Raw genomic sequence first — 3,519 nt, 5'->3', positions numbered from 1 at the left:
CTGCAAGGTTTTTTTAACCTTGTAGGTATGGTGTTGGGACATGATTGTTTTCCGGATTTCCTGTTTGGGCTAGTTTCTGATCCTGCAAGGTTTTTTTTAACCTTGTAGGTATGGTGTTGGGACATGATTGTTTTCCGGATTTCCTGTTTGGGCTAGTTTCTGATCCCGCAAGGTTTTTTTAACCTTGTAGGTATGGTGTTGGGACATGATTGTTTTCCGGATTTCCTGTTTGGGCTAGTTTCTGATCCTGCAAGGTTTTTTTAACCTTGTAGGTATGCTGTTGGGGCATGATTGTTTTTCCGGATTTCCCGTTTGGGCTAGTTTCTGATCCTGCAAGGTTTTTTTAACCTTGTAGGTATGGTGTTGGGACATGATTGTTTTTCTGGATTTCCCGTTTGGGCTAGTTTCTGATCCCGCAAGTTTTTTTTTAACCTTGTAGGTATCTCCGGTGGGTGATGGAATGGATTTAGCCCCCACAAGGTTTGGAAAACCTTGTGGGGCTACCGTTAGTTTTATTGCGAATGAGAACATCAACAACCACCCAGTCTTACTATAGGGTAATCACTTACATCAATGTTGGGATCTTTACTCTTTTTAACCAATTCGATTGCTTCATCAGTTTTGTATTGATGCGGGCCTATATAAAATGTTGCTCCTTTTTCGGCCAATTCCTTTATGTATTTCACAGGATCTGGATTTTTTTCAGGAGGGGGCAGAGGTACAGTGTACAATTTTCCATAATATACAGAAGGCTTATTTGTTGCATCTATTTTTTGATTGTCGCTACTCTTTAAATTGGGCGACGGGGAATTGTCTTCTTTAACGTTTGGCGTAGAATTTGGTTTTCCATATTCCCCTTTCGGGTCATAATATAAAGGGGCTGGATGCACATAATTATTTTCCTTATATGCCAATTTCTTATACACATTGTATAATTGCATTACTTCCACATAGGTTTTTTTTAATTCATCAAGACTACCAACCTGTTCACTGTGATAACTGGAGACTGCCGTCCTATAGTTTTTTGCTTTTCTCAAATAGCTATCAATCGCACTCTTCAGTTCTCTGGAATAATTTTCTGTATTGGCGTGGGTCGCAATAGTTGGAGGAGGGGGTGGAAAACCAGAGCTTACAACAGGTGCTTTTTCCGATTGCAACGCCATTCTTTTGGAGTTATGATTATTGTACTTCAACGCTTCTATCAGCTCAACTTTTTCTTCAGTCCTAGGTGGTGTTGGGTTTAAAGGAATAGGAGTTGGCCCTCCTTTTTTTATAGATGGAACTGGCTTTTGGACAGGTGCAGGACTGGGTGGAGGCGGAGGCGCACATTCAGGAAAGGGTAGGGCCTGCTGTTTCTGCTCATCGCTCATACGACCGTAAATTGTTTCTAAAGTCTTTAGGTCTTTTAACGGAACGACCCGCATTGCTTGGGGTTGGGTGTTGTATTTTTTGGCGAGGGTGTTGAATTCCCGTATTTCTGTTTTGGTGGCCCCAAGCTGATCTGAGGATTTCGTAGGTCCTTGAATATCAATAGTGGCTACACCATAGTCCATTAAAATGGCGTCCACTTGTCTTATGATATTGTTCTGAGTTTCTTCCTCTACGCTAATTATAGCCCTAACACTTTGGATTCTTTGTTCTTTTGTAAGGCCTTGGTTGTATTTAAGTAAGTGGGATTTTAATTCTTCGAGTGAAACCAAATCAGTATTGACCAACAGCTGTCCCTTTTTATTTATGGCTATGGAAATTTCTTGTGTTGGAATATTTTGATTTCTTGGGTCATTAATTTTTTCCTGTTCTATTACTCCTTGTGGGTAGTGCTCCACGACCGTAGCTTTCCCGGTTTTTTGAATTTCCAGAATTTCTTTAGTACTAAAACTGTAAAGCAACAGTGCTATTAAGGGGATAAGCACTAAACCCTTGAGCACAATGGCTTTTTTTGATGTTTTTGTTTTCATGATGACGATTCGTTTTTTGATTGATGAATAATGAATGGCATTTGCCAATTGTGGTGTTTCGGCATTTGATGAGAATGCCAATATTAAGTTCTGATAGTTGGGAATACTGGCCCCTTTGTTTAAAACGGCCTGGTCCGCTAAAAATTCATGGTTCAGTTTTACCATATGCTTTGCCCAATAAATTAGTGGATGAAACCATAAGACAATCTGAATCAGTTCCAATAATAAGATATCCAGGCTATGCTTTTGGTTGGCATGGGTTTCCTCGTGCCAAAAAACTTCTTGCGAAATTTTTTGGCTTTCATAATCTTTTCGGTTGAAAAAGATATAGCTAAAAAACGTGTGTGGAGCAATAAGTTCTTGCAGCAGCACATGTTGAATTCGTCCCGATTTTTGTCTAGGGTTGTTCTTGATACTTTTAACCAATGATTTTAAGTTGGCCAAAAACTTAAGGCCGAATAGGATTACACCCAACATATAAAGGCTCCATAACAAAAGTGGGAGGATGTTGGACCCATCTTGAGGAAGTGCTTCTGTATAGATGCCGTTGTACGTTGGGTTTTGGGCAAATAGGACAGGTTCTACAGTAACATTAACGTACTGGGTAAATGTAATCAACGGGATACCCAGCGAGATTATAAATGAAATTAAGAGGTAATACCTTTTAAAATGATGAATATGGACCTTTTCTAGCACCAACTTGTAAAATAGCAGGAGTATGGCAAGGCAGGCACTAAATTTGAGAAGATAGATCCACATGGCTATTTGTTTTTAATTTGGGTATCTATTAAGTTTCTTAATTCTTCCAGCTCTTTCTTGCTCAAATTGGTTTCTTTTGCGAAAAAGGAGGCGAATTGTGTGGCGCTATCATTGAAAAAGTTTTTAATGAGTCCGTTTAAATGCTTGGAGAAATAATCCTTTTTTTTGACCAAGGGATAGTATTCCCTTGTGTTGCCCAATAAGGTATACCCAACAAAACCTTTGTCCGTCATCCTCTTTAGCAGTGTAGCTACGGTAGTGGTGGCGGGTTTGGGTTCAGGGTAGGCTTCCAATAGATCCTTCATAAAAGCTTTGTTCAGCCTCCAAAGGTGGTTCATTAATTCTTCTTCTGTTTTTGAGAGTTTCATGTCTATATAATCGGTATTGTTCTACAAACATAGAACAAAAAAATTAATTCTACAAGTGTAGAGATGTTTTTGTGCTAGTAGAGGTGAAAATTGAATTTGCGTTAGCTATTGCAGCGGCATTTTTTTGCTTTTATCTGCCTGTCCCTGATCCTGCAAGGTTTTTTTAACCTTGTAGGTATCTCCGTTGGGTGATGGATTTAGTCCTACATAGTTGGGAAAACCTTGTAGGACTGCCTAATGATGAGTTGGATAGGGAAGCTCCTTCCCCATTCCCCATGTAGGGGATGGTGGAAGGGGTAGTGTGTATCCAGACGCTATTGTGATGTGGCTATTTAGTCTCCCATTAGTATTAATCGCTCTCTACCCGCCCCGTCTTCTTTCCCGCCTCGTTGTCGGTAAAGAATCCACCCCTCCCTGTCCAGGGTGGGGAGCCA

2 protein-coding genes are annotated in these 3,519 nt (G+C 40.2%); both read right to left on the bottom strand.

All coding sequences use genetic code 11. The features are described from left to right. Positions 1–530: 530 nt before the first annotated feature. Positions 531–2,717 carry a M56 family metallopeptidase gene (locus C7972_RS14885; protein ID WP_110356973.1) on the bottom strand — a complete coding sequence of 729 codons (2,187 nt, stop codon included), beginning with the start codon at positions 2,715–2,717 and terminating at the stop codon, positions 531–533. A gap of 2 nt (positions 2,718–2,719) precedes the next feature. Then, positions 2,720–3,085, bottom strand: coding sequence for a BlaI/MecI/CopY family transcriptional regulator (locus C7972_RS14880; protein ID WP_110356972.1), 366 nt, complete (start codon positions 3,083–3,085; stop codon positions 2,720–2,722). Between the last annotated feature and the right edge of the window lie 434 nt (positions 3,086–3,519).

Origin of the sequence: Arenibacter sp. ARW7G5Y1 (assembly GCF_003201775.1) — a bacterium.
In the GTDB taxonomy this organism is placed as follows: domain Bacteria; phylum Bacteroidota; class Bacteroidia; order Flavobacteriales; family Flavobacteriaceae; genus Arenibacter.
This window is presented reverse-complemented; position numbering and strand designations above follow the sequence as displayed.

Bases quoted from the DNA above. Each gene is read 5' to 3' on its own strand.
- C7972_RS14885 (WP_110356973.1), bottom strand. From the start codon at position 2,717: ATGTGGATCTATCTTCTCAAATTTAGTGCCTGCCTTGCCATACTCCTG.
- C7972_RS14880 (WP_110356972.1), bottom strand. From the start codon at position 3,085: ATGAAACTCTCAAAAACAGAAGAAGAATTAATGAACCACCTTTGGAGG.